This window comes from Streptomyces sp. NPDC006458, from assembly GCF_040612135.1.
In the GTDB taxonomy this organism is placed as follows: Bacteria; Actinomycetota; Actinomycetes; order Streptomycetales; family Streptomycetaceae; genus Streptomyces.
This window is the reverse complement of sequence record NZ_JBEXPR010000022.1, coordinates 48,697-74,824: the sequence shown is the minus strand read 5'-3', so window position 1 is coordinate 74,824 and position 26,128 is coordinate 48,697. Positions and strand designations below refer to the sequence as shown.

At 72.5% G+C, this 26,128-nt stretch carries 19 protein-coding genes, 4 tRNA genes and 1 other RNA gene; 10 read left to right on the top strand and 14 right to left on the bottom strand.

Going from position 1 to position 26,128, the window contains the following annotated elements:
• Positions 1–6 precede the first annotated feature (6 nt).
• From purM to purS, 7 genes are all read right to left on the bottom strand, one after another.
• Positions 7–1,107, bottom strand: coding sequence for a phosphoribosylformylglycinamidine cyclo-ligase (gene purM / locus ABZZ79_RS27535; RefSeq protein ID WP_356693079.1), 1,101 nt, complete (start codon positions 1,105–1,107; stop codon positions 7–9).
• A 34-nt stretch (positions 1,108–1,141) separates the two neighbouring features.
• Positions 1,142–2,671, bottom strand: coding sequence for an amidophosphoribosyltransferase (gene purF / locus ABZZ79_RS27530; RefSeq protein ID WP_356693077.1), 1,530 nt, complete (start codon positions 2,669–2,671; stop codon positions 1,142–1,144).
• Positions 2,672–2,732: 61 nt separating this feature from the next.
• Positions 2,733–3,497, bottom strand: coding sequence for an META domain-containing protein (locus ABZZ79_RS27525; RefSeq protein ID WP_356693075.1), 765 nt, complete (start codon positions 3,495–3,497; stop codon positions 2,733–2,735).
• Between the two features lie 36 nt (positions 3,498–3,533).
• Complete coding sequence (locus ABZZ79_RS27520; protein ID WP_356693073.1) at positions 3,534–4,328, bottom strand: sterol carrier family protein; 795 nt, start codon at positions 4,326–4,328, stop codon at positions 3,534–3,536.
• 84 nt (positions 4,329–4,412) lie between these two features.
• Positions 4,413–6,671 (bottom strand): phosphoribosylformylglycinamidine synthase subunit PurL, encoded by a 2,259-nt coding sequence (gene purL, locus ABZZ79_RS27515; protein ID WP_356693071.1) that lies wholly within the window; start codon positions 6,669–6,671, stop codon positions 4,413–4,415.
• Positions 6,668–7,372 carry a phosphoribosylformylglycinamidine synthase subunit PurQ gene (gene purQ / locus ABZZ79_RS27510; protein WP_356693069.1) on the bottom strand — a complete coding sequence of 235 codons (705 nt, stop codon included), beginning with the start codon at positions 7,370–7,372 and terminating at the stop codon, positions 6,668–6,670. Before purQ ends, purL begins: the two co-directional genes overlap by 4 nt.
• On the bottom strand, positions 7,369–7,632 hold the full coding sequence (gene purS / locus ABZZ79_RS27505; protein ID WP_015659417.1) for a phosphoribosylformylglycinamidine synthase subunit PurS: 264 nt from the start codon (positions 7,630–7,632) through the stop codon (positions 7,369–7,371). The genes purQ and purS overlap by 4 nt, the downstream gene beginning before the upstream one ends.
• Before the next feature lie 311 nt (positions 7,633–7,943).
• Here purS and ABZZ79_RS27500 point away from each other — a divergent pair, with 311 nt between their 5' ends.
• From ABZZ79_RS27500 to ABZZ79_RS27465, 8 genes are all read left to right on the top strand, one after another.
• Positions 7,944–8,261, top strand: coding sequence for an Lsr2 family protein (locus tag ABZZ79_RS27500; RefSeq protein ID WP_356693066.1), 318 nt, complete (start codon positions 7,944–7,946; stop codon positions 8,259–8,261).
• Between the two features lie 162 nt (positions 8,262–8,423).
• Positions 8,424–8,495, top strand: a tRNA-Gly gene (locus ABZZ79_RS27495).
• 80 nt (positions 8,496–8,575) lie between these two features.
• A tRNA-Gly gene (locus ABZZ79_RS27490) sits at positions 8,576–8,648 on the top strand.
• Positions 8,649–8,804: 156 nt separating this feature from the next.
• A complete protein-coding gene (locus ABZZ79_RS27485; RefSeq protein WP_356693064.1) occupies positions 8,805–9,755 on the top strand; it encodes an ABC transporter ATP-binding protein in 951 nt (316 codons plus the stop codon).
• Positions 9,752–10,564, top strand: coding sequence for an ABC transporter permease (locus tag ABZZ79_RS27480; RefSeq protein ID WP_356693062.1), 813 nt, complete (start codon positions 9,752–9,754; stop codon positions 10,562–10,564). Before ABZZ79_RS27485 ends, ABZZ79_RS27480 begins: the two co-directional genes overlap by 4 nt.
• A 13-nt stretch (positions 10,565–10,577) precedes the next feature.
• On the top strand, positions 10,578–11,816 hold the full coding sequence (locus tag ABZZ79_RS27475) for a histidine kinase (protein WP_356693060.1): 1,239 nt from the start codon (positions 10,578–10,580) through the stop codon (positions 11,814–11,816).
• A complete protein-coding gene (locus tag ABZZ79_RS27470; protein ID WP_356693058.1) occupies positions 11,813–12,427 on the top strand; it encodes a response regulator transcription factor in 615 nt (204 codons plus the stop codon). The genes ABZZ79_RS27475 and ABZZ79_RS27470 overlap by 4 nt, the downstream gene beginning before the upstream one ends.
• Positions 12,428–12,450: 23 nt before the next feature.
• A tRNA-Gly gene (locus ABZZ79_RS27465) sits at positions 12,451–12,526 on the top strand.
• Positions 12,527–12,608: 82 nt separating this feature from the next.
• On the opposite strand, the gene ABZZ79_RS27460 is transcribed toward ABZZ79_RS27465, so the two are convergent.
• The 6 genes from ABZZ79_RS27460 to ffs form a co-directional block, all read right to left on the bottom strand.
• Positions 12,609–13,508: a phosphoribosylaminoimidazolesuccinocarboxamide synthase gene (locus tag ABZZ79_RS27460; protein ID WP_356693056.1), complete on the bottom strand. Its 900-nt coding sequence runs from the start codon at positions 13,506–13,508 to the stop codon at positions 12,609–12,611.
• Between the two features lie 134 nt (positions 13,509–13,642).
• On the bottom strand, positions 13,643–15,151 hold the full coding sequence (locus ABZZ79_RS27455) for a N,N-dimethylformamidase beta subunit family domain-containing protein (protein ID WP_356693054.1): 1,509 nt from the start codon (positions 15,149–15,151) through the stop codon (positions 13,643–13,645).
• Between the two features lie 345 nt (positions 15,152–15,496).
• Complete coding sequence (locus tag ABZZ79_RS27450) at positions 15,497–17,329, bottom strand: hypothetical protein (protein ID WP_356693259.1); 1,833 nt, start codon at positions 17,327–17,329, stop codon at positions 15,497–15,499.
• Between the two features lie 293 nt (positions 17,330–17,622).
• Entirely contained in the window at positions 17,623–18,897 is a 1,275-nt protein-coding gene (gene purD, locus ABZZ79_RS27445) for a phosphoribosylamine--glycine ligase (protein ID WP_356693052.1), read from the bottom strand.
• A gap of 142 nt (positions 18,898–19,039) precedes the next feature.
• Positions 19,040–21,352 (bottom strand): DNA polymerase III subunit gamma and tau, encoded by a 2,313-nt coding sequence (locus tag ABZZ79_RS27440; protein WP_356693050.1) that lies wholly within the window; start codon positions 21,350–21,352, stop codon positions 19,040–19,042.
• An 87-nt stretch (positions 21,353–21,439) separates the two neighbouring features.
• An RNA gene (gene ffs, locus ABZZ79_RS27435) (signal recognition particle sRNA small type) lies at positions 21,440–21,536 on the bottom strand.
• Positions 21,537–21,608: 72 nt separating this feature from the next.
• On the opposite strand from ffs, the gene ABZZ79_RS27430 reads away from it, so the two are divergent.
• Together ABZZ79_RS27430 and ABZZ79_RS27425 are read left to right on the top strand one after the other, a co-directional pair.
• Positions 21,609–21,696 (top strand) — tRNA-Ser (locus ABZZ79_RS27430).
• 441 nt (positions 21,697–22,137) lie between these two features.
• Complete coding sequence (locus ABZZ79_RS27425; protein WP_356693048.1) at positions 22,138–23,241, top strand: M23 family metallopeptidase; 1,104 nt, start codon at positions 22,138–22,140, stop codon at positions 23,239–23,241.
• An 807-nt stretch (positions 23,242–24,048) separates the two neighbouring features.
• On the opposite strand, the gene ABZZ79_RS27420 is transcribed toward ABZZ79_RS27425, so the two are convergent.
• Positions 24,049–25,896, bottom strand: a complete 1,848-nt coding sequence (locus tag ABZZ79_RS27420; protein WP_356693046.1) for a copper resistance protein CopC — start codon at positions 25,894–25,896, stop codon at positions 24,049–24,051.
• Between the last annotated feature and the right edge of the window lie 232 nt (positions 25,897–26,128).

Genomic DNA, 26,128 nt, shown 5'->3' with positions numbered 1-26,128 from the left:
AAGGACTCAGCTCGCGTAGTCGCCGACCAGGGCGGCACCCGTCCCGTGGTCTCCGCGGTCCGTGATCTCGCCTGCGACCCAGGCGTCGACCCCGCGGTCGGCCAGCGTCGTCAGGGCGACGTCCACCGACTCCTGCGGGACGATCGCGATCATGCCGACGCCCATGTTCAGGGTCTTCTCCAGCTCCAGGCGCTCGACCCGGCCGGTCTTCCCGACCAGGTCGAAGATCGCGCCCGGGGTCCAGGTGGAGCGGTCGACGGTGGCGTGCAGCCCGTCCGGGATGACCCGGGCCAGGTTGGCCGCGAGACCGCCTCCGGTGACATGGCTGAAGGCGTGGACCTCGGTGGTGCGGGTGAGGGCCAGGCAGTCCAGCGAGTAGATCTTGGTGGGCTCCAGCAGCTCCTCGCCGAGGGTGCGGCCGAGCTCCTCGATCCGGGCGTCCAGGGCGAGACCCGCCTGCTTCAGCAGGACGTGCCGGACCAGGGAGTACCCGTTGGAGTGAAGGCCGGAGGACGCCATGGCGATCACCGCGTCACCCGTACGGATACGATCCGCGCCGAGCAGCCGGTCGGCCTCCACGACGCCCGTACCGGCGCCGGCGACGTCGAAGTCGTCCTCGCCCAGCAGGCCCGGGTGTTCGGCCGTCTCGCCGCCCACCAGGGCGCAGCCGGCCAGCACACAGCCCTCGGCGATGCCCTTGACGATCGCGGCGACCCGCTCGGGGTGGACCTTCCCGACACAGATGTAGTCGGTCATGAACAGCGGCTCGGCGCCGCACACCACGATGTCGTCCATGACCATGGCGACCAGGTCGTGGCCGATGGTGTCGAACACGCCCATCTGGCGCGCGATGTCGACCTTGGTGCCCACCCCGTCGGTGGCGGAGGCCAGCAGCGGACGCTCGTAACGCTTGAGGGCGGAGGCGTCGAAGAGGCCGGCGAAACCGCCGAGGCCGCCGAGGACCTCGGGGCGCTGGGCCTTCTTCACCCACTCCTTCATCAGCTCGACGGCGCGGTCGCCGGCCTCGATGTCGACTCCGGCAGCCGCGTAGGAAGCACCGGGAACAGCACCCGTCGCCGGAGGCGACTGATTAGACACAGCAGACATTGCCTGGGATCTTTCGGGTTGGTTTCTACGAGGCTTACGGGCGACGGATCGCGTCGGCCGCGGCCGTCGCGGCCGGGCCCGCGGCCAGCTCGGTCTCCAGCAGCTGCTTGCCGAGCAGCTCGGGGTCCGGCAGCTCCATCGGGTACTCGCCGTCGAAGCACGCGCGGCACAGGTTCGGCTTGGCGATGGTGGTCGCCTCGATCATGCCGTCGGTGGAGATGTACGCCAGCGAGTCGGCGCCCAGGGAGGTGCCGATCTCCTCGATGCTCATGCCGTTGGCGATGAGCTCTGCGCGGGTGGCGAAGTCGATTCCGAAGAAGCAGGGCCACTTCACGGGCGGCGAGGAGATCCGGATGTGGACCTCGGCGGCGCCCGCCTCGCGCAGCATGCGGACCAGGGCCCGCTGGGTGTTGCCGCGCACGATGGAGTCGTCGACGACGACCAGGCGCTTGCCCTTGATGACTTCCTTCAGCGGGTTCAGCTTCAGCCGGATGCCGAGCTGACGGATCGTCTGGGAGGGCTGGATGAACGTACGGCCGACATAGGCGTTCTTGACCAGGCCGGCGCCGAAGGGGATGCCGGAGGCCTCCGCGTAGCCGATGGCGGCCGGGGTGCCCGACTCCGGGGTCGCTATGACCAGGTCGGCCTCGACGGGCGCCTCCTTCGCCAGGCGGCGGCCCATCTCCACACGGGAGAGGTACACGTTCCGGCCGGCGATGTCGGTGTCGGGGCGGGCCAGGTACACGTACTCGAAGACACAGCCCTTGGGCTTCGCTTCCGCGAACCGGGAGCTGCGCAGGCCGTTCTCGTCGATCGCGATGAACTCGCCCGGCTCTATCTCGCGCACGTAGCTCGCGCCGCAGATGTCCAGGGCCGCGCTCTCGGAGGCGACGACCCAGCCGCGCTCCAGGCGGCCGAGGACCAGCGGGCGGATGCCCTGCGGGTCACGGCCGGCGTAGAGGGTGTGCTCATCCATGAAGACGAGCGAGAACGCGCCCCGCACCTTCGGGAGGACCTGATGCGCGGCCTCCTCGATGGTCAGCGGCTTGCCGTCCTCGTCGACCTGGGCCGCGAGGAGCGCGGTCAGCAGGTCGGTGTCGTTGGTTGCAGCCACCCGGGCGGAGCGGCTGCTGTTGTCGTTCGGCAGGGCGGCGACCATCTCGGCCAGCTGGGCCGTGTTGACGAGGTTGCCGTTGTGGCCGAGCGCGATGGAACCGTGCGCGGTGGCACGGAACGTCGGCTGGGCGTTCTCCCACACGGAGGCACCAGTGGTCGAGTAGCGGGCGTGTCCGACCGCGATGTGACCCTGGAGCGAACCGAGCGAGGTCTCGTCGAAGACCTGGGAGACAAGCCCCATGTCCTTGAAGACGAGGATCTGGGAGCCGTTGCTTACCGCGATTCCCGCGGATTCCTGACCCCGATGCTGGAGGGCGTAGAGCCCGAAGTACGTGAGCTTTGCGACCTCTTCGCCCGGAGCCCAGACACCGAAGACGCCACAAGCGTCCTGGGGGCCTTTCTCGCCGGGGAGCAGATCGTGATTGAGTCGACCGTCACCACGTGGCACGGCTCCGAGTGTAGGCGAGATCGACCACTGGTCCGAATTGGGGATACGCGCCTTTAATGGATCACTCCGCGGCGACCGCGGTCACGGTCTCAGCGTTTTCGCTGGTCAGCGTGAGGATTCGTTGATCGATCCGGTAGTCGACGGTGCCGTCCAGCACCTTCAGGAGCCTGCGCTCGGCATTCATGAGTGAGGCTTCGCACACCATTCGGGTGGTGGCGACCGAGCCCAGCGTGATACTGCCGTCGCGGACTGTCGCCTCGGCGTTCACCCGGTTGCAGCCCGCGCTTCCGGAGACGGTTCCCGCGGCGGTGTCGAAGGTGAGGTGGGCGCGGCCGTCGCTCGCCGGGTCGGTGAGGGTCCAGCGCGTGCCGGACAGGGGGGCGGGCTTCCGCTCGGCGAGGCGGACGCGGTCGCCGTCGGCGGTGGTGAGGGTGAGCACGGCGCCGTCGCGGCGGGCGGTGAGGTCGCCGTCGGTGAGGACGCCTGCGAGTGTCTCCTCGAAGGTGACCGGGACGCCGTCGCAGGCCATCTCGGTGGCGCCGAGCTCGTCGAAGGTGACGCGGTCGCCGCGGACGTCGGCGGTGGCGCCGAAGCCGTTGCAGCCGAGACTGCCGTCGACCTGGCCGTCGGCGGATATGCGCAGGTGGGCGGCGGTCGGGGCGCGGTGTGTGCGGCCGTCGGCGGTGACGTCGGTGACGGCCCAGTGCACTCCCGTGACAGCGGGTCCGGCCGCGCCCACGGGGTCCTCGGACGGCTTCTCGGTGCCACAGGCGGCCAGGAGCGGGAACAGAGTGAGGGCTGCGAGGGTCAGTCGCTGCTTGTCCATGGCGGTGGGACGGCAGGGCCGGGCGATCGGTTCCCCTCAGCTCATCAGCGGCAGCAGCCCGCTGAGGTCCGCCCGTTCCCCGCTCGCGCTGACCTGTGCCGCGTCCCGCGCGTCCGACCAGGTCACCCGGCCGGTGGCCAGCCGGATCCAGGTCAGCGGGTCGGTCTCCACGACGTTGGGCGGGGTCCCACGGGTGTGCCGGGGTCCCTCGACGCACTGCACCACGGCGTACGGCGGGACGCGCACCTCGGTCGCGCCGCCGGGCGCCTTCGCGGCGAGCGCGTCGGCCAGCAGCCGGGTGCAGGCGGCCAGGGCCTGCTTCTCGAACGGGATGTCCAGGCCGGGCACGGCCGCGTTCAGGTCGTCGCTGTGGACGACGAGTTCGACGGTCCGGGTGACCAGGAAGTCGGTGAGGGCCATGGCACCGGCCCGCATGTCGAGGACGCGGGAGGCGGGGGCCGCGGCGAGACGGGCGGTGAGCTCGTCCTCGGTGCGGGTGTACAGCGCGTCGAGGTCGGGCTCGGCGTCGGCCAGCCGCCGGGTGCCGTCGGCGATGGCCTCGGCGAAGGGGGCGGTCACGGACGGGTAGTCGAGCAGCGCGACGTCGGCCTTCGGCGGCTCCGGACGGTCCAGGGCGCGGCTGACGGCGGCGACGGTCATGGTGAGGTGCGCGGCCAGGTCACGGACGGTCCAGTCGCCGAGGCGGGTGGGCAGCGCGAGCTGATCGGGCGTCAAAGTGCCGACGGCCCGGCGGACCGCCCCGAACTGGGCGAGCACCGCGGCACGGATCTTGGCGGGGTCGTAGCTGCGGGTGCGCTTCTTGGCCGGCATGGGGCGAGCCTATGCCGGGCCGTGGGAACGGCGGACCCCGCCCGGGCGCACCGGGCGGGGTCGTCACCGTCGTACGGGCGTCGCCTACTTGAGCAGCGCCGGGATGGTGTTCTCGTGGGCCTCGCGCAGCTCGGCCAGGGTGAGGGCGAACTCGCCCTGGACGTCCACGGAGTCGCCGTCGACGACACCGATGCGGGTGACGGGCAGGCCCCGCGCGCCGCACATGTCGTTGAAGCGGACCTCCTCGGAGCGCGGCACGGCGACGACCGCACGGCCGGCCGACTCGGAGAAGAGGAAGGTGAACGCGTCCAGGCCGTCGGGGACGACCAGACGGGCACCCTTGCCTCCGAGCAGGGCCGACTCGACGACCGCCTGGACGAGGCCGCCGTCGGACAGGTCGTGCGCGGAGTCGATCATGCCGTCGCGGGAGGCCGAGATGAGGATCTCGGCGAGCAGCCGCTCGCGCTCCAGGTCCACCTGCGGGGGCAGTCCGCCGAGGTGGTCGTGGACGACCTGGGACCAGGCCGAGCCGCCGAACTCCTCGCGGGTGTCGCCGAGCAGGTAGAGCAGCTGGCCCTCCTCCTGGAAGGCGACCGGGGTGCGGCGGGCCACGTCGTCGATGACGCCGAGGACGGCCACGACCGGGGTCGGGTGGATGGCGACCTCGCCCGTCTGGTTGTACAGCGAGACGTTGCCGCCGGTCACCGGGGTGCCGAGCTGCTGGCAGGCGTCCGCGAGACCGCGCACGGCCTCCGCGAACTGCCACATGACCGCCGGGTCCTCGGGGGAGCCGAAGTTGAGGCAGTCGGAGACGGCGAGGGGCTTGGCGCCGGTGGTGGCGACGTTGCGGTACGCCTCCGCCAGGGCCAGCTGCGCGCCCGTGTACGGGTCGAGCTTGGCGTACCGGCCGTTGCCGTCGGTGGCGATGGCCACGCCGAGGCCGGTCTCCTCGTCGATGCGGATCATGCCGGAGTCCTCGGGCTGGGCGAGGACGGTGTTGCCCTGCACGAAGTGGTCGTACTGGGACGTGATCCACTTCTTGGAGGCCTGGTTCGGGGACGCGACCAGCTTCAGGACCTGGGCCTTCAGCTCCTCGCTCGTCGCCGGGCGGGCCAGCTTGTTCGCGTCGTCCGCCTGGAGCTCGTCCTGCCAGGAGGGGCGGGCGTACGGGCGCTCGTAGACCGGGCCGTCGTGGGCGACCGTGCGCGGGTCGACGTCGACGATCTTGCCGCCGTGCCAGAAGATCTCCAGGCGGTCGCCGTCGGTCACCTCACCGATGACGGTGGCGATGACGTCCCACTTCTCGCAGATCTCCAGGAAGCGGTCGACCTTCTCCGGCTCGACGACCGCGCACATGCGTTCCTGCGACTCGCTCATGAGGATCTCCTCGGGCGAGAGCGTGGAGTCGCGCAGCGGTACGTCGTCGAGGGTGACGGTCATGCCGCCGGAGCCGTTGGACGCCAGCTCGCTGGTCGCGCAGGACAGGCCCGCCGCGCCCAGGTCCTGGATGCCGACGACCAGCTTCTCCTGGAAGGCCTCCAGGGTGCACTCGATGAGGAGCTTCTCCTGGAAGGGGTCGCCGACCTGGACGGCCGGGCGCTTGGACGGCTTGGCGTCGTCGAAGGTCTCGGAGGCCAGGATCGAGGCGCCGCCGATGCCGTCGCCGCCGGTGCGGGCCCCGTACAGGATGACCTTGTTGCCCGCGCCGGACGCCTTGGCCAGGTGGATGTCCTCGTGCCTCATCACGCCGATGGCACCGGCGTTGACCAGCGGGTTGCCCTGGTAGCAGGAGTCGAAGACGACCTCGCCGCCGATGTTGGGCAGGCCCAGGCAGTTGCCGTAGCCGCCGATGCCGGCGACGACGCCGGGCAGGACGCGCTTGGTGTCGGGGTGGTCGGCCGCGCCGAAGCGCAGCGGGTCGACGACCGCGACCGGGCGGGCGCCCATGGCGATGATGTCGCGCACGATGCCGCCGACGCCGGTGGCCGCGCCCTGGTAGGGCTCGACGTACGACGGGTGGTTGTGCGACTCGACCTTGAAGGTGACCGCGTAGCCCTGGCCGACGTCGACGACACCGGCGTTCTCGCCGATGCCGACGAGCATCGCCTCGGACTCGGGGGCCTTCTCGCCGAACTGGCGCAGGTGGACCTTGGAGGACTTGTAGGAGCAGTGCTCGGACCACATGACCGAGTACATGGCCAGCTCGGCGCCGGTGGGACGGCGGCCGAGGATCTCGACCACGCGCTCGTACTCGTCCTTCTTCAGGCCGAGTTCGGCCCAGGGCAGCTCGACGTCGGGGGTCGCGGCCGCGTTCTCGACCGTGTCCAGAGGCGTGCGGCTCATGCGGTGACCAGCTTCTTGAGGATCGAGGTGAAGAAGGGGAGGCCGTCGGAGCGGCCGGTGCCGATCAGCGGCTCCACGGCGTGCTCGGGGTGCGGCATCAGGCCCACGACGTTGCCGGCCTCGTTGGTGATGCCCGCGATGTCGTTGAGCGAGCCGTTCGGGTTGCCGTATCCGTCGGCGGCTTCGCCGCTGACCAGGTATCGGAACGCGACCCGGCCCTCGGCCTCCAGCTCGTCCAGCGTGTACTGGTCGGCGACGTAGCGGCCGTCCATGTTCTTGAGCGGGATGCTGATTTCCTGGCCCTGCTCGTAGTCGCTGGTCCAGAGGGTGTCGGCGTTCTCCACCCGGAGCTTCTGGTCCTTGCAGATGAAGTGCAGGTGGTCGTTGCCGAGCATGCCGCCGGGCAGCAGGTGGGCCTCGGTGAGGATCTGGAAGCCGTTGCAGATGCCGAGGACCGGCATCCCGGCCTTCGCCTGCTCGATCACCGTCTCCATCACCGGCGAGAAGCGGGAGATGGCTCCGGCCCGCAGATAGTCGCCGTAGGAGAAACCGCCGGGCAGTACTACGGCGTCGACCTGCTTGAGGTCCTTGTCCTTGTGCCAGAGAGCGACCGGTTCGGCGCCCGCCAGACGGATCGCGCGCTGGGTGTCCCGGTCGTCGAGACTTCCCGGGAAAGTGACGACGCCGATACGAGCGGTCACTTCGCGGCCTCCGCGACTTCCTCGACCTTGACGGTGAAGTCCTCGATCACGGTGTTGGCGAGGAAGGATTCCGCAAGATCGTGGATGCGGGCGAGCGCGGCCTCGTCGACCGGCCCGTCAACTTCCAGTTCGAATCGCTTTCCCTGGCGGACGTCCGAGATGCCCTCGAAACCCAGTCGCGGCAGTGCGCGCTGCACCGCCTGGCCCTGGGGGTCGAGGATCTCCGGCTTGAGCATGACGTCGACTACGACGCGTGCCACTGGCACTCCCGGTGTGTGGTGCTGAGCAGGTTCCTTCAGACTACCCGCACAAAATTTCTACGCGAGTAGAGTCGTAGGAACCTACGTGACCGCCATCACGATCCGGTATCGGAGGGGTGCGTTCGGGAAAAGTTCCGGGAAAGATCACCGGGCGGCCCGCGATACCTATTGCGCACGGACACGCGGAGAGATTTAGTCGGGCTTCACTTTGCAATGCCGGGCACTGTACAAATGAATTGGCAATAAGCCGACAACTCGGCACGTCATGACAGCTGAGCTGTATGAGGTGCCGCACGAAGGGACCGATATTCGTGGCGCAGAAGGTCGTGGTCACGCTCTTCGACGACATCGACGGCTCGGAAGCGGCGGAAACGATCGCCTTCGGACTCGACGGCAAGTCGTACGAGATCGACCTGAATGAAGGCAATGCCGAGAAACTGCGTGAGGCGCTCGCGCCCTACGTGGAGGCCGGCCGCAAGCGGTCGAGGTCCGGCCGGGCCTTCCGGCAGACGGAGGTCGCTCCGGACCCGGCGGCGGTCCGGGCCTGGGCGCAGGCGAACAAGATGGACGTGCCGGCCCGCGGCCGGATCCCCAAGAAGGTCTACGAGGCGTTCGCCGCGGCGCAGTGAGGGCCCTCGGCGCGGCACCCGACCGACGCCCGGTGACCCCCCGCGCCGGCGCCCGCTCACCCGCCCCTCGGCGCAACGGACTTGCACAGCACCCCGGCTGATCAGCTAGAGTCTGGAGCACGCCAAGGGGGCGGGGCCGAAAAGCCCAGCTCACAGCGGCATGCGGGTGTAGTTCAGTAGTAGAACATCCCCCTTCCAGGGGGAAGGCGCAGTGTGCGATTCCTGTCACCCGCTCTGCATCGCCGTCCCGACCACAGTTGTGGATCAGGTAGGCTGGTGCTCGCACCGACCGGTGAAAGCTGGTCGGAGGCAATGCGGACGTAGCTCAGTTGGTAGAGCGCAACCTTGCCAAGGTTGAGGTCGCGAGTTCGAGCCTCGTCGTCCGCTCTTGATGAAGACCCCGGTCCTTTCGGCCGGGGTTTTTTCATGCCTGCGCCTCTCTGGCTCTCTGGCTCTCTGGCTCTCTGGCTCTCTGACATTTGTCATGCGGAGTGATGACAGCGCGCACTGCTGCCGGCGGCCGGCCGCCGGGAAGCTGAATCCATGAACACGACAGAGCACGTGATCGAGGTCACCGATCTACGGCGTGCGTACGGGGGCGGGTTCGAAGCGGTCCGCGGGATCACGTTCCAGGTGAGTCACGGCGAGATCTTCGCACTGCTGGGCACGAACGGGGCGGGCAAGACCTCCACCGTCGAACTGCTCGAAGGACTGGCCCGGCCCAGCGGGGGCCGGGTGCGCGTCTTCGGCCGCGACCCGCACGCCGAGCGGGCCGCCGTACGGCCCCGGACGGGCGTGATGCTCCAGGAGGGCGGCTTTCCCTCGGAGCTGACCGTGGCGGAGACGGCGCGGATGTGGGCGGGGTGCGTGTCCGGGGCCCGGCCGCCCGGCGAGGTGCTGGAACGGGTCGGGCTGTCCCGCCGGACGGGCGTACGCGTCAAGCAACTGTCGGGCGGGGAGCGCAGGCGACTGGATCTGGCGCTGGCGCTGCTCGGCGACCCGGAGGTGCTGTTCCTCGACGAGCCGACGACCGGGCTGGACGCGGAGGGGCGCCGGGAGACCTGGGAACTGGTGCGGGCGCTGCGCGACGCCGGTACGACCGTGCTGCTGACCACGCACTACCTGGAGGAGGCCGAGGATCTCGCCGACCGGCTGGCGATCCTGCACCAGGGGCGGATCGCGGCCGAGGGGACACCGGCCGAGGTGACCGAGGCCCAGCCCTCGCAGATCTCCTTCCGGCTGCCCGAGGGCTGCTCGCCGGGTGATCTGCCCCCGCTGGCCGAACTGGGCGTCACCGGGCACACCGTGGACGCGGGCGTCGTACGGCTGCGCACGCGTGAGCTCCAGCGGGCGGCGACCCGGCTGCTGGTGTGGGCCGAGGGGGCCGGGATCGCCCTGCACGGGCTGGATGTGCGGGCGGCCTCGCTGGAGGAGGCGTTCCTGGGGATCGCGCGGGAGTCGGAGCGGGCCGAGCCGGGAGAGGTCGTCGTATGAGCACGAGCGCGGAAAGCCGGACGACCGCGGTGGAGAGCCGTCGCACGACGACGGCCGCCGGGCGGATCGCTGCGCTGGGGCGGGCCGAGCTGACGCTGTTCGGGCGCAGCCGGGGCATGCTGGTCGGGGCGCTGGTCGTGCCGCTGGTGCTGCCGTTCAGTGTGCGGTCGGTCGTTCAGGACATGGACCTGGCGGAGAACGGGCTCAGCGTGGGGCTGGTGCTGCTGCCCGGGGCCATCGGGTTCTCGCTGCTGTTCGCCGTGTACTCGGCGCTGGTCGCCGTCTTCGTGGGGCGGCGCGAGGAACTGGTGCTGAAGCGGCTGCGGACCGGTGAGCCGCGGGACGCGGAGATCCTGGCCGGGGCGTCGCTGCCGGCCGTGCTCACCGGGCTGCTCCAGTCGCTGGTGCTGGTGGCCGGGTGCACGGCCCTGCTCGACGTGCCCGCGCCGAAGGCGGCCTGGCTGGCCGTGCTGGGGCTGCTGAGCGGGCTGGTGATGTGCTCGGCGCTGGCCGCCTTCACCGCGAGCTTCACCCGGACCGTGGAGAGCGCGCAGGCCACCGCGCTGCCACTGGTGCTGGTGTCGATGATCGGCTCGGGGGTCACGGTTCCGCTGGAGCTGATGCCCGACCGGCTGGCCACGGCCTTCGGGCTGCTGCCGCTGAGTCCGGTGATCACGCTGGTGCGCGGCGGCTGGAGCGGTGATCTGTCCGCGGCCGAGGCGCTGGGCGCCTGCGCCCTCGCGCTGGTCTGGACGGCGGCCTCGGTGTTTGCTGTACGGCGGTGGTTCCGCTGGGAGCCGCGGCGCTAGCGGGGGAGGTCGCATGCGCGGGCCGGGGGGTTGGTGGCGCGGCAAGAGCACGCCGGCCAAGGTCGAGACGTACACGCGGTGGTCGTTCCACTTATTCGGGGTGACCGAGGTGCTCGCCTTCGGGCTCCAGGGGCTGGGGCTGGCCGGGCCGCCGGCCGGGATCTGGCTGCTGCTCGCGGTGTGCGGGCACGCGGCCGTCACGATGGTGACCGCCTCACGCGCGCTGGACTGGACACGCGGCCGGCGCGAGCAGCCGGTGCGCATGATGTGCGCGCTCGCCGCCGTCACCGCGGTGATCGCCGTCGCCACACTCGCCGTCGGGCAGTACGGTCCCGGCGGCGAGGACATGGAGACGGCGGCGGGGACGGTGTTCGGGGGCGTGTCCGCCTTCGGGGCCGGGACCATCGCGCTCGGCATCCGCGACCGCAGGAAGATGCTCGCGCTCGTCGGGGGCTTCGCGGCGGGCGCCGGGGCCGTGGGACTGCTCCTCGGGCTGTCCGCGGCGGCCGCGCTGGCCGTCGTGCTGGTCGTGCTGGTCGGCGGCGGCTTCGTGTCCTTCACCGCCGCCTTCTCGGTCTGGCTGCTCGACGCCGTCTACGAACTCGACGCCGCCCGCGAGACCCGGGCCCGGCTCGCCGTGGCCGAGGAGCGGCTGCGGTTCGGGCGGGATCTGCACGATGTGCTGGGCCGCAATCTCGCGGTGATCGCCCTCAAGAGCGAGCTGGCCGTGCAGTTGGCGCGCCGGGAGCGGCCCGAGGCCCTGGCGCAGATGGTCGAGGTGCAGCGGATCGCGCAGGAGTCGCAGCGCGAGGTGCGCGATGTCGTACGCGGCTACCGGGAGGCCGACCTCGGGGTCGAACTCGCGGGGGCGAAGGGTGTGTTGACGGCCGCCGGGATCGACTGCGAGGTGACCGGGGAGGTGGCGGGGCTGCCGGACGAGGTGCAGTCGGCGCTCGGCTGGGTCGTCCGGGAGGCGACGACCAATGTGCTGCGGCACGGGGACGCCGGGCGGTGTGTGGTGGGGCTGCGGATGGCCGGGGGACGGGTGGTGCTGACGGTGCGCAACGACGGAGCCGACGGCGGGGCGGGCGGTCCCGCGCCGGGGCGCGGCGGCTCCGGGCTGGCCGGACTGCGGGAGCGGCTGGCCGCGGTGGACGGGACGTTGGAGGCCGGGCCGGTCGGCAAGGGCGAGTTCAGGGTGGTGGCGCAGGTGCCGCTGGCGGCTTTCGATGTGAGTGAGGTCACGGCGTGACGGACGCGGTGCGGGTGCTGCTCGCCGACGACGAGCACCTCATCCGGGGCGCCCTGGCGGCGCTGTTGTCGCTGGAGGGGGACCTCTCGGTCGTCGCCGAGGCCGCGACCGGGGCGGAGGCGCTGGCGATGGCTCGGGCGCACGGGCCGGATGTGGCGGTGCTGGATCTGCAGATGCCGGGCGCCGACGGTGTGAAGGTCGCCACATCCCTGCGGGCCGAACTCCCCGGCTGCAAGGTGCTGATCGTGACCAGTCACGGACGGCCAGGACATCTGAAGCGGGCGCTCGCGGCGGGGGTGCGCGGGTTCGTGCCGAAGACGGTCAGCGCGCGGCGGCTCGCCGAGATCATCCGCACGGTACACGCGGGAAACCGCTACGTGGAACCGGAGTTGGCGGCCGACGCGATCGCCGCCGGGGACTCGCCCCTGACCGCGCGGGAGGCCGAGGTGCTGGAACTGGCGGCCGACGGGGCGCCCGTGGCGGAGATCGCCGAGCGGGCCGCGCTGTCCCAGGGCACCGTCCGCAACTACCTCTCCTCCGCCGTCACGAAACTCGGCGCGGAGAACCGTCATGCGGCAGTGCGTCTCGCGCGCGAGCGAGGTTGGGTATAGTTGCTCTCGCGCCACGGCGCACTGCGGACGTAGCTCAGTTGGTAGAGCGCAACCTTGCCAAGGTTGAGGTCGCGAGTTCGAGCCTCGTCGTCCGCTCCAGAGAAAGCCCCCCGGCCGGTGCCGGGGGGTTTCTTCGTGTACGGCGGCGAGTTGGCCCCCGGTCTCCCGGGGGCCGCTCGGCTCACGCCCAGCTCGTGCCCGTCAGCCGCTCGTACGCCTCGATGTACTTGGCACGGGTCGCCTCCACGGCCTTCTCCGGCAGCGCGGGCGGGGGCTGCTCGCTCCGCCGGTCCCAGCCGGACTCCGCCGAGGTCAGCCAGTCGCGCACGAACTGCTTGTCGTAGGACGGCTGTGCGCGGCCCGGCTGCCACTGGTCGGCCGGCCAGAAGCGGGAGGAGTCGGGGGTCAGGACCTCGTCGGCGAGGACGAGGGTGTCGCCGTCGAAGCCGAACTCGAACTTGGTGTCCGCGAGGACGATGCCCCGCTCGCGGGCGATGGCGCGGGCGCGGCCGTAGACGGAGAGGGTCGTCCGGCGCAGCAGGGCGGCGGTGTCGGCGCCCACCTGGCGGGCGACCTCCTCGTAGGAGACGTTCTCGTCGTGCTCGCCGACCTCGGCCTTGGTGGCGGGGGTGAAGATCGGGGCGGGCAGTTCGGAGCCGTCGACCAGGCCCTCGGGCAGGGCGAGGCCGCAGACCGTGCGGGAGGCGTTGTACTCGACGAGGCCGGAGCCGGTGAGGTAGCCGCGGGCCACGCACTCCACCGGGACCATGGCGAGGGACTTGCAGACGAGGGTGCGGCCGGCCCAGTCGGCGGGGGCGCCGGCGGGCAGCTCGGTGCTCAGGACGTGGTTGGGGGCCAGGTCGGCGAGCTGGTCGAACCACCACAGGGACAGCTGGGTGAGGACGCGGCCCTTGTCGGGGATCTCGGTGGGCAGCACCCAGTCGTACGCGGAGATGCGGTCGCTGGCGACCATCACGAGGTCGCCCGCCTCGTTCCGGTACAGGTCGCGCACCTTGCCGGTGTGCAGATGCACCAGGCCGGGCACCTGGATCGGCTCGGGCTTTTCGACGAATCCGGACACGGTTCCTCCCCGTGGTTTTGTCTAGTGGCTCGATTCTCCCGTATCGGGAGGCGGGCCGTGGACACGGGGTCGGGGCGCAGCGGTCCGGCCGGTCGGGTGTGCGGGTTCGGGCCGGCCGCCTGTCCGGGTTCCGGTCAGTCGCGTTTGCAGATGCGGTCCAGGAGGTTGGCGGTGGCGCGCTGCACTCGGGTGTCGACGTGGCCGGGACGGTCCAGGGACGGGCACCAGGCGAACGTTCCGGACGCGAACACCCAGGCTCCCGAGGGCGCCCGGTACAGGCTCGTCTCCTGGTGGCGGCGGACGCCCTCGCCGTCGGCGTACGGGGAGTGGGCGAGCAGGACCCGTTCGTCGTGCTCGGGCAGCGGGGCGCGCGGGAAGTAGCGGTCGGCCTCGCCCGCGACCAGGCCTTCGATCGTGTCGCCCTCGTGCGCGCCGGTGGCCTCCCACAGCCAGTGACCGGCGTTGCGGACGATCATCGGGTGCGGTTCGGGGACGCGGCCGGCGTACTGGATGCCCGTCACCTGCTGCTCGGGACGGTCGATTTCCCGCCACAGCCAGGGCTTGCCCGGCCCCTTGCGCTTGCGGCAGGTGAGCAGGCGGTCGGGGACACCGGACGGGGAGGGCCCCAGTTCGACCTGCCAGTACATGGTGTTGGCGGACAGGAAGACCAGTGAGGTGCCGGTGTCGCGGGCCAGTTCGACCGTGCGGCGCATCGGGATCGACCAGTACTCGTCGTGGCCGGGGAAGACCAGGCCCCGGTAGCGGGTGGGGTCGACGCGGCCGGCGTGCAGGTCACGGGCGTCGGCGTAGGCGAGGTCATAGCCGTAGCGCTCGGCCCAGCGGATGAAATCGTAGGCGTGGCCGACGTGCAGGGGCAGGCCCGCGCCCGCGTAGGGGCGGTCGAAGGAGACGGTCGTGGCGGCGTCGGACTCGCCGAGCAGCCGGCCTTCCTCGTCCCAGGCGTGGTAGAGGCTGGCGCCGGTGCGGCCGTCCTCCGGGTAGAGGTTGTACGCCTGCCAGGTGATGTCGGGCAGGACCAGCAGCAGGTCGGCCGGGTGGCTGTCGCGGACGGTGAAGGGGATGTGGGAGCGGTAGCCGTCGGCGGTGGTCAGGACCGCGACATAGGCGCCGTTGCTCCAGTGCGAGGGGACCTGGAGGCGCCAGGACAGCCACCAGTGGTGGCAGGAGACCGTGCGGTCGGCGGTCAGCGGCGGGGGCTGGACGATGCCGGACAGGCGCGGGCTGGTGGTGATCTTGGCCGCGCCGTCGCCGCCGTAGTGGCCGATGCGGTAGACGTCGACGCCGAACTCCTGGGGCGGGTCGACGGTGATGTGGAAGTCGAGGGCCTCGCCGGGGGCGACCGCTCCGGTGGAGGTGAAGCCCTTGATCTGGCGGCGGACGTCGTCGGCGGAGCGGGGCGCGCCGGGCGGGCCGGGGCTGTCGCGCGGGGCCGGGACGCGGGGGGTGCCCTCGCGGGCGGTGTGGCCGGGGGCGGCGTCCACGTACCAGGGGACGACCTGGCCGGTGTCGTCGAAGTAGGTCTCGCTGCCGCGCAGCCAGGGGACCGGGCCCTGACCGAAAGGGTCCGTCACGGCGTGGGCGAGTGCTCCCGACTCCCAGCGGCGGATGTGCTCCGATCCCATGTGGCTCCCCTCCCTCGGACCCCGTGTGTGTCGGCACGTCGGTTGCTGTTCGAGGTGTCGTGCGGCGGACGTGTGCGGGTGCGGTGGGTGGTTCCTCGTGCGGCGCGCCGGCCTATGTCGCGTGCGCTTGCCATGTGCGCGACGCACCCCAGCACATCACATTGCGCACCGATCCCGTCACTGTTCGTCTCCGATTGGCCAAAAGTGGAAGTACACGCTCCGGACGGGGCGGGGGCGGGCGGAGCCCGGGGCGGGGCCTCGGGACCGGGGTGGGCAGAGCCCGGGCGGGCAGGACTCAGGACCGGGATGGGCAGAGCCCGGGAGCGGGGCTCGGGACCGGGGCGGTCAGACGAGGCGTACCGGCTTCTCCGGGCGTATGCCCACCTCGGTCAGCCAGGTGCGCAGGGGCGCCGGGTCGCCGTCCTCCAGGAGGGTGAGCACCTTCGGGGCCAGGTCGGACGCGCGTTCGCCGTCGACCAGGAGAGAGGGGCCGTCCAGCCAGTCCAGGCCCGGGGTGGCGCCGGCGGTGTCCATCGCGGCGCAGCAGACCATGGCCGTGATGTGGTCGGCGAGGAGTTCTCTCGGGGTGCGGGGCGGCTGGAGCGGGAAGAGCGGGAGGGTGTCGTCCCACAGGGCCGCGTCGCTGGACCTGCCCAGGGCGGAGGCGCCCGTCGAGGGGTGGGCCTCGGCCTCCTCGCGGGCGAGCTCGATGGTGATGCCGTCCGCGAGGATTGTGCAGCGGGGGTTGTTGCGCGGCGGCCGGTCGGCTTCGGCTTCGGCTTCGGCTTCGGCCCGTTCGTACCCGTCCGCTGCGCGCGTGCGGGTCTCGTCGTCGGGTGCGGGTGACCCCTGAGGGGGGTGCTCGTCGTCTGCGGCCCACGACGGGTCGGGGGTGCCCTCGGCTTCGCCGCCGCTCGCTTCCGCGGTTGTCAGGTGGTCCAGGACCCGGGCCAGGGTCCAGCCCTGCGCGTGCGGGTCGGTGTGGCGGACGCCGAGGGTGTCCAGGACGCGGTGGAGGCGGGCGGCGTCGGTGCGCCATTTGCGGTCCACGACCTCGTCCGGATAGTCCTGCCACTCGACGGGGGACCAGGCGGGGCCCGGCTCGGCGGGGCCGCCGTGGAAGAGGCGGGCGGCGAGCAGGGAGGCGGCCTCGTCGACCAGCCCGGGTTCCTCCAGCAGATCGCAGGCGGGGCGTTCGCCCAGGCGGGAGGCGAAGCCTTCGGCCAGGCGGTCGCGGCGGGAGAGTTCGGTGAGGGCGGCCACCACGCCCGCGTCCAGACGGGAGGGCCAGCGGCCCATGCGCCAGGCGGGCAGCGCGACCCGGGTCAGCAGCCGGTCCCAGCCCGCGTACGCCAGCCCGACCTGCTCCTGGGCGACGATCCTGAGGCCGTAGTCCACAGCCTGTGCACGCTCCGCCGCGGCGGCAGCGACGGCACGCTCCATCTCCACCGCGTGCTGCCGACAGCCGCGCAGCATCAGCCGGGCCACCCAGCCGACCGCCGCCCGCGGGACGCGCGTGACGGGGCCGCGGGCCGGGGTCGCGGCGACCGCCACGGCGGCGTCCAGGCCCCGGACGAAGCGCCGGGCGGCGGCTATGTCGGGGTGCGCCGACGGTCCCGTACCGGCGACGACCGGGGCGAGGACGGCGCGCAGTTCACCGACGCGCATCCACCACAGGAACGGGGAGCCGATGACCAGGACGGGCGCGGCGGGGGCACGGCGCGCGGGGCGGCCCGCTATCTCGTCGCGGCCGCCGGTCGGCGCGGGCGGGCCGTGCGCCGGGTGGGTGCGGTCCTCCAGCCAGCTGTCGCAGTCCGGGGTCAGCGCTATCGCCGAGGGCGCGGGGACGTCGAGGCGGTCGGCCAGGTCGCGGACCAGGCGGTACAGATCGGGCGCCGTGTTCTCGGCGACCGCGACCGTCGGGCTGAGGGCGGGCCGGGCGCGGGCGACGACCAGGGCGATGGCCCCGGCCACGAGCAGCACGATCGCCGCGACGATCGCGACCGCCCAGCGGGCGGTGTCCCAGACGGACCCCACGAAATGGTCCGTGGCACCGCCGGCCAGCAGGATCACCGCGGCCGCGGCGGGCAGCAGGGCCACCGCCAGCGCCCTGCCGCGCACACGCAGCACGGCCAGGGCTCGCGCCCGAGCGGCCTGCGCACCTGCCTCCACACCCATGCCCGTCACGACCGGACCACACCCCCTCGCTGCCGCGCTGGTGCTTTCCTGGCGTTGCTCACTCCCCCACTGTGGCACCCGCCACTGACATCGCAATGCCGATGGGCCAAGTGCCGGAATGCTTGCGCCGCACCCTAGTTGGGCTCCGGGCCCCCGGTCAGGCAGTTAGGGGATCGGTCACTCGATGGAATGGCTTTGGGGAAAGGTGGATGACGGAGGGCAAGGATCAGGCCCCGGTTCCTGAGACGGATCCGGGGCCTGGAGGGTTCATCGGTGCGGGAAGGACGTCTTGTTCACGCCCCCGCGGCCTTCGCCGCGATGTCCGTGCGGTGCTGGGAGCCGTCGAGGACGATGCGGGCGACGGCCCGGTAGGCGCGCTCGCGGGCCTCGGTGAGGTCCGTACCGGTGGCGGTGACCGACAGGACCCGGCCGCCCGCGCTGACGACGGCGTCGCCGTCATGGCGGGTACCGGCGTGCAGCACGTAGGCGTGCGGGGCGTCCTGGGCGGCGACCTCGTCCAGACCGGTGATGGGGTCACCGGTGCGCGGGGTGCCGGGGTAGTTGTGCGAGGCGACGACGACCGTGACGGCCGCGTCCTCGCTCCAGCGCAGGGGCGCCAGGTTGTCCAGGGTGCCGTTGGCCGCGGCCAGCAGAACACCGGCCAGCGGCGTCTTCAGACGGGCCAGCACGACCTGGGTCTCGGGGTCGCCGAACCGGGCGTTGAACTCGATGACCCGCACACCGCGCGAGGTGATCGCCAGACCGGCGTACAGCAGGCCGGAGAACGGCGTGCCGCGGCGGCGCAGCTCGTCGACGGTCGGCTGGAGAACCGTCTCCAGCACCTCCTCGACCAGCTTCGGGTCCGCCCACGGCAGCGGGGAGTAGGCGCCCATGCCGCCGGTGTTGGGGCCCTCGTCGTTGTCGAGGGCGCGCTTGAAGTCCTGCGCGGGCTGGAGGGGGACGACCGTCTCGCCGTCGGTGATGGCGAAGAGGGAGACCTCGGGGCCGTCCAGGAACTCCTCGATCACCACGCGCCCCCGCTTCGCGGGAGGTGCACCCAGGCAGCCGGCCGCGTGCGCCCTGGCCTCGTCGAGGTCGGAGGTGACGACGACGCCCTTGCCGGCGGCGAGGCCGTCGTCCTTCACGACGTAGGGAGCGCCGAAGGCGTCGAGGGCTTCCTCGACCTCCTCCGCGGTCGTGCAGACGTACGACCGGGCCGTGGGAACGCCCGCCCCGGCCATGACGTCCTTGGCGAACGCCTTGGAGCCCTCCAGCTGAGCGGCCTCCTTGGAGGGGCCGAAGACCGGGATGCCCGCCTCGCGCACGGCGTCGGCGACACCTGCGACCAGGGGCGCCTCCGGGCCGACCACGACAAGTTCGGCGCCGAGCTCGGTGGCCAGCGCGGCGACGGCCGTGCCGTCCAGGGCGTCGACCTGGTGCAGCTCGGCGACCCCGGCGATGCCGGCGTTGCCGGGGGCGCAGTGCAGCGCCGTGACGGCGGGGTCGAGGGACAGAGAGCGGCACAGGGCGTGTTCGCGGGCGCCGCTGCCGATGACGAGGACCTTCACGGGGGTCAGCCTAACCGGAGGTGGGGTTGCGCTTTTGTGCGGGCTGCCGAGGGGGCGGGTGCGGGGCGGTTGTGGGTTCCTCCGAAAAGGGGCCGACGGCACCCCCGCCGCGCGGTCCGCCGGGCCGGGGACGGGCCCCGTCCTACTGCTCGTTCTGGAACTCCTCCATCACCGTCGCGCCCAGCTCGCGCACGATCAGCTCCTGGCCGGAGAGGGCCGATTCGTCGAGGTCGGGGTCGTCGTCCTCGGGGGTGTCGTCCTCGGGGGCCACGTGGGCGGGTGCGGGTTCCGCGGCGGGCGGGGGCGGGGCGACGGGGACGGGAGCGGCCTGGGCAGGGGCCGGTGAGGGCATCGGCCGGGCCGCGGGCCGGGAGGGCGCGGGCTGCTGCACGGCGGGGCCGCCGCCGTATCCGCCGGTGGCGGGGGCGCTGTGGCCCGAGAAGCCGCCCGTCTGCGCGGGCGCGGAGCCGCCGCCGGAGGGGTCGACGAGCGCCTCCACCTTCCACTGGACGTTGAACTGCTCGGCCAGCGCCTGGCGCAGTACGTCCTCGCTGCCGCTGCTCGTGAAGTTGTCGCGGGCGCCGCCGCTGGCGAAGGCGAGCTGGAGGGTGGTGCCGTCGAAGCCCGCGACCTGCGCGTTCTGGCTCAGCAGGATCCAGGTGAAGCGGCGGCGGTTCTTCACCGCCTCCAGGATGTTCGGCCACAGCGCGCGCGGGTCGAGGCCGCCGGGGGCGGGCGCGTACCCGGGTGCCGTGGCGGGCTGGGCAGGGGCGGCCTGGGCGGGGGCCGAGGGTGCGGGGGCCTCGGGCTGGGTTGTCGCGGCGGGTCGGGGGGCGCCGGGGGCGGCAGCGGTGGGCCAGCCACCCGGGCGGCGGCCACCGCCCGCGGGCGCGGCCGTGGGCCAGGCCCCGGGGGCGGCGGCCGGGGCGGGCTGGGGCTGCTGCTCGGGGGCGGGCGGGGCCGGCGGGGCGGCGGGCGCGGGTCGGCCCGCGCCGGGACCGCCGTACTCGGCGGCGGCCGGTGTGGGAGCGGGGGTGGGGGCGGGAGTCGTGGGAGCGGGAGCGGCGGGGGCCGTGGGGGCTGCCGGGGCCGTGGGGGCTGTCGGGGCCGTGGGGGCTGTCGGGGCCGGGGCGCCCGGACCGCCTCCGCGGACGGCCGCGCGAGCAGCGGCGGCTCCGCCGCCGGGCGGGACGGCGGCGGGGGCGGGGGCGCCCTGCGCGGCCTCGAAACCGTGCGCCCCAGGTCCGGGGGCGTACCCCATCGCGGGCATCCCCGCGGGAGCGGCCGCCGAGAAGCTGACGCCGCGCTCGATGCGGTCGAGGCGGGCCATGACGGAACGCTCGTCGCCGTAGGCGGCGGGGAGCATCACGCGCGCGCAGATGAGCTCCAGCTGGAGGCGCGGCGAGGTGGCGCCGCGCATCTCGGTCAGGCCCTCGTTGACCAGGTCGGCGGCGCGGCTGAGCTCGGCAGCGCCGAAGGTGGCGGCCTGGGCCAGCATGCGCTCGATGACATCGGCGGGGGCGTCGATGAGCCCCTTGTCGGCGGCGTCGGGAACGGCCGCGAGGATGACGAGGTCGCGCAGCCGCTCCAGCAGGTCGGCGACGAAGCGACGGGGGTCGTTGCCGCCCTCGATGACACGGTCGACGACCTCGAAGGCGACGGCGCCGTCCCCCGTGGCGAAGGCCTCCACGACGGAGTCGAGGAGGGAGCCGTCGGTGTACCCGAGGAGAGAGGTGGCCATGGCGTACGTCACGCCCTGCTCCCCCGCGCCCGCGAGGAGCTGGTCCATGACGGACATCGAGTCACGCACGGAACCGGCGCCGGCGCGCACGACGAGCGGGAGCACCCCGTCCTCGACGGGGCTGTCCTCCTTCTGGCACACCTCGCCGAGGTACTCCCGCAGGGTGCCCGGCGGCACGAGCCGGAAGGGGTAGTGGTGGGTCCGCGAGCGGATGGTGCCGATGACCTTCTCGGGCTCGGTCGTGGCGAAGATGAACTTGAGATGCTCCGGGGGCTCCTCGACGACCTTCAGAAGCGCGTTGAAACCGGCCGACGTGACCATGTGGGCCTCGTCGATGATGTAGATCTTGTAGCGGCTGCGGGCGGGCCCGAAGAAGGCCTTTTCCCGCAGGTCACGGGCGTCGTCCACGCCACCGTGGGAGGCTGCGTCGATCTCGATGACGTCGATCGAGCCGGGGCCGTTGCGCGCGAGGTCCCGGCAGGAGTGGCACTCGCCGCAGGGCGTCGGTGTGGGACCCTGCTCGCAGTTCAGGCAGCGGGCGAGGATGCGCGCACTGGTCGTCTTGCCGCAGCCGCGCGGACCGCTGAACAGGTACGCGTGATTGACCCGGTTGTTCCGCAGCGCCTGCTGCAACGGGTCGGTGACATGCTCCTGCCCGATGACCTCGGCGAACGACTCCGGGCGATAGCGGCGGTACAGCGCGAGAGACGACACGTCTACGAGGTTATAGGCGCCCACTGACAAAGCGGACCGCCCGTCGGGGCCGGACAGAGCGCCCGGAAGCCGGCCGGAACCCGGGAACGCAGACGCCCCCCACGCACCCGCCAGAGCCGACCTACCCTTGCTGCCTTCCGGCCCTGGGGGAGTTCAGTCAGATAGCGCCGCGTGAGGGGCTGCGCCCACAGTACCCGATCCCGGCCAGCGGGAACGAGTTCGCGAGCACGCCTCTCGGTCATGTAATGTTCCCAGCGGAGGATTCGCCTAGAGGCCTAGGGCGCACGCTTGGAAAGCGTGTTGGGGGCAACCCCTCACGAGTTCGAATCTCGTATCCTCCGCCATTGCTCTCACCGGGCAATACGTCGAAGGGTCCCATCGTTCGCGATGGGGCCCTTCGGCGTTCTCGGACCTCGTTGTCCATACGTGCAGCGCCCCGAAACTGCCTGAGGCGGGGACTCGGTGGCCGATGCGGCTGGACGGGTGTAGTTCGGCATCTGCCTCCGGCGCCCTCCGCCCGGAGCGGCGCGCCGCCGGATTACATGGGCCTGCGCCTCTGCGCGGGGCGTGCCGGCGTCCCTCACGGCCCCGGGTCCGACGAATGAAAGAGCGCAATGGCAGAGCGCGACCCTCGCAACCGCACTGGCCGCAGCCCGCTACTTCGCGGGCTCGCCGCTGCCGTGCTCGCGGCCGGCATGCTGGTGGTCTCAGCGGGAACCGGTTACGGAACCGGTGCGGCCCTTCCGGCGCCCGGCGCACAGTTCACGCCGTTGACGGCGGCAGTGATGACCGAACCGACGCCGTTCGTCGCCACGGACGGCAAGACGCACCTCTCGTACGAACTGCTCACCACGAGCTCACTGCCCAGCAGCACGCCGTTGCGGCTCGACCGTGTCGACGTCCAAGACGCCCGCACGCACCGGGTCGTCGGCTCGCTCAGCGGGCAGGCGCTGGCCGAGGCCGCCAATCCGGTGGGCGACCCCCTGCCGGGTGCGGACGGGCACACCCCGCCGCCCCCGCCGCCGACGCCGACCGTCATCCAGGGCTCCCAGACGTGGATCATCTGGCTCGACCTGACCCTCGACCGCGGTCAGCGCGTGCCCAAGGTCCTCGAACACCATCTCTCGGGTGCCGTCCTGACCGCCTCAGGCCCCTCCGCTTTCGAGGAGACGGTGCAGGCCACCCCGACCTCCGGCATCGCGCCGCTGAACCTGAGCCCGCCGGTCCGCCCCGGCGCCTGGTATGCCAGCGAGTCGTGCTGCGGCAACACCCACCACCGGCGCGGCCTCGGCCCGATCAACGGTCGCTTCTATGTGCCACAGCGCTTCGCGATCGACTGGTACCGGGTCGGCGAGCAAGGGCAGACCTGGGAAGGCGACCCCACACAGCTGACCAGCTACCTGAGCTACCGTCAGCCGGTCGTGGCCGCGGCCGGCGGCAGAGTGGTGGAGGTCCAGGACGGCGTCCCGGACAACCCGCCGCCCGTCACACCGCCCGTCCCGCCGATCGAGGACACTGTCGGCAACCACGTCACCCTGGAAGTCGCACCGGGCCGCTATCTGCTCTACGCCCACCTGGAACCCGGCTCGCTCAACGTCCGGGAGGGCGAGCGCGTCCGATCCGGCCAGGTCCTCGGGCTGATCGGCAACAGCGGTAACTCCACCACGCCGCACCTGCACTTCCAGGTGATGACCACAGCCGAGTTCTTCCCTACCGACAGCCCGCCGTTCACCTTCCGGCAGTTCCGGGTCCTCGGACAGGTCGAGCCCCGGATCTGGGACGACAACCTGGGCCTGCAGCCGACCGGCGTGCTGCCGATCACGCCCTCGCCGTACGAGGGCCCTCACCGGGCGCGGTATCCGCTCGACCGCGAGGTGCTGGAGTTCTGACCGGACCGGTCGGGCCGTTGTCCTGGTCTTTGTCCAGCGCGTGGACGTACACCATGGTTCACACCCGTTCGAGCGAGCCGCCTGACCGGCCACGCGAACGTCCACGGACGGCCCGGAACAGCCATGCGGACAGTTGGAAAGCGTGTTGGGGGGGCAACCCCTCACGAGTTCGAATCTCGTAACCTCCGCCATTGCTCTCACCGGGCAATACGTCGAAGGGCCCCACCGTTCGCGATGGGGCCCTTCGACGTTGTCCGTCTCGGTTTCCAGGAAAACGAGTCGTGGCCGCCGAACTGCCGCTCTCACTGCGGCCCTCCAAGGAACGCCGCTACCGCGTGGCCGGCCCGTACCCGCGCTGCTCTTCCTCGGCCCAGCGCTTGGCGCAGGGCGTGAGCAGAGGCTGGGATCCCTCCGCAAGGGGGGAGGCGCCTCCCCTCCCCTCTGACCTTGGGGTCTGTGCAGGTCGGACCGCCGCCCGTCATCCGAACGGACGACCCCTTCGTCATCCCTTCCGTGCCTCGCGCGCAGCCTCTCCGCCGACCGGTACGAGCCCGCCGCGGGCCGAGGATCGAAGCAAGGCGAGGCCGACGACAGGCCGGGCAACGGACAGCCGACGCAGAGCCGGCGGCCGGCCCGCGAAGGCCGGGCCGTGGCAGGCACGAGGCACACACGACCGCGAGGGCGCGGGTGTCGTCCCGTTGCTCCCCTGGAGTCATATCTGGCCTTCCCGGACTGCGCTGAACTGGGCAAACACCTCCATTGTTCCCCTGGTCCGGCCCGTGGGGGTCAACCGTTCGGCTGACCCCGTCAGCGTCCGATGCGGACCCGCGTGCGCTCGGTCACCTGGTCCACTTCGGAGACCCGGACGGTGACCTTCATCGTCCAGGTGCCGGCGAGGGGCAGAGTGACGTCGTCGGTGGCCCAGTAGCCGCCGCGGTCGGTCAGCCGCGCGTCGATCGGGCCGAGGTCCTGGGCGGGCAGGGTGAAGGAGATCCGCAGCTCGGGGACGGTGGCGAAGCCGCCGTCCGGTCCGAAGACCACGGCCTGGACGGAGTTCGCGCCGGCTCTCGCCGGGTCCAGGGAGACCTGGACCCTGCCACGGCCGGCGGGGGTGCCGACGTCGAAGGGGACGGTGGCGGTGGAGGTGACCGGCTCCTGCCGCGCGGGCGTGGCGGCCTCGGCGGCGGCCCGGCCGGGCAGGGTGCTGGTGAGCACGGTGGTGACGACCAGGACCAGCACGGCGAGGGTGGCCTCGACGAGGACGGAGCGGCGGAGAGCGGCCGGGTCGGGGGCGGGGGCGGGGGGTTCCTGGGCCGACGCCGGTGGTTCCGAGGCCGGTGGTTCCGGGGCGGGTGGCTCCGGGGCGGGTGGCTCCGGGGCGGGTGGTTCCGGGGCGGGTGGCTCCGGGGCGGATGCCGCCGGGCCGCCGACCGGCTGGGGTGTGCGGGCGTGTACGGCCGGCTCGGACGCCGTCGCCGTCGCCGCCACCGTGGCCGTCGTGGTCCTGCCCAGGCGGGCCGTCCACCGCCGGGAGAACGCCGCCGCCGTGAGCAGGACGGCGACCACGCCCAGCTTGGTGAGCAGGAGGCGGCCGTACGAGGTGCCGGTGAGGGCGTCGAAGGAGCCGAGGCCGCGCCAGGACTGGTAGACGCCGGTGACCACGAGGACGCTCACGCAGGTGAGGGCCAGCCGGGAGAAGCGGGTGGTCGTCTCGGCGGAGGGGGTGCTGCGCAGCAGGGCCGCGAGGCCGCCGAGCCAGACGGACATGGCCAGCAGATGCAGCACCGAGGAGGTCATCGCCGCGGGGACCTGGATTCCGGCGGAGGCGTGCTCGGCCGCCGCCCAGGTCAGGGCGAGGCCCGTGGCCAGGGCGGCACCCACGGCGTGCGCGGCCGGGGTGCGGCGGGCGGACGGCTTCCTCAGGTACAGGGCCGTGGCCGCCAGCAGGGCCAGCCGGGCCAGCAGGGCGAGGCCCGGACGGCCAGTGAGCGTGCGGTTCAGCGCGTCGGGGTCGAGGGCGGTCCAGGGGGCGGTGCCCGCCTCGTACGGGGCGCGCAGGACCAGCAGGGCGACGGTGGCCGCCAGCAGGGCCCACCAGCCCGTGCGGAGCAGGGGGCGCAGCCGGCCCGGGTCGGCCGGCCGGCAGACGGCGGTGAAGACGGCGGTCCCCAGCAGCAGGGCGGCGGCGAGGTACGCGAGGTAGCGGGCCGCGTTGTGCAGGGCCGTGGTGGCGGGGTGTTCGGGCGGGGTGGGGTCGAGGGCGGCCGTGGTGGGGGTGGGTTCGCCCACGGAGAAGGTGAACGCGCCGGAGACGGGGTGGCTGTCCGCGGAGACGACGCGCCAGGCCACGGTGAAGGTGCCTCTGCCCAGGTCCTCGGGCAGGGCGAGCCGGACGGTCCTGTCGCCGTCCGGGCCGTGGGCCGGCTCCGGCGTCTTCACGCGGTGGTTGCCGGGGTCCAGCACCCGGACCGAGCCGTCGAGCAGGGCGACCGGCTCGGTGAAGGTCAGGGTGAGGTGACGGGGGGCGGTGTCGAGGACCGCGCCGTCCGCGGGGGTGGTGGTGCGGAGCGCCGCGTGGGCCGCGGCGGGGTCGGCCGGGGCGAACAGGAGGGCCAGCAGGAGGGGGACGAGCAGGAGGACATGCCGTGTGCGCACGGGGACGTGTACGGACGGCGGCGCCGTTGTGTTCAGCCGGCGGCGGACTTCCCGCGTCACCGCCCGGTCGCGGGCACGGGGACATGTACGGACGGCGGCGCCGTTGTGTTCAGTCGGCGGCGGACTTCCCCGCGCCATGTACGGACGGCGGCGCCGTTGTGTTCAGCCGGCGGCGGACTTCCCGCGTCACCGCCCGGTCGCGGGCACGGGGACATGTACGGACGGCGGCGCC